The organism is Fructilactobacillus sp. X2R5C3 (assembly GCF_059901325.1).
On the sequence record NZ_JBWXUY010000075.1, the window covers coordinates 1 to 235 of the forward strand.

Here is a 235-nt window from a genome sequence, read left to right on the forward strand (position 1 = left end):
TCTTATGATTGATTTAAGACTATTTTATAAGCATAAATCTTTAAGAATAAGACAAAAGATCATTGAGAGGGATATAGTTAAATTATTATTTGGAGTTGATTGTTATTTAAAGAAAAACAACAAAGGGGAACCATATGTAGTCTCTATCAATAAAAACAAGGTATCCAATTGTAGTATTTCACATAAAGATTATTTTTTGATTTTTGCTTATTCCTCTAAATCCATTGGCATAGAT

General features: G+C 25.5%; 1 protein-coding gene. It reads left to right on the forward strand.

What is annotated here, in order from left to right:
- On the forward strand, positions 1–235 hold a 235-nt coding region (locus AC6UDE_RS07220; protein WP_500697068.1), incomplete at both ends, for a hypothetical protein.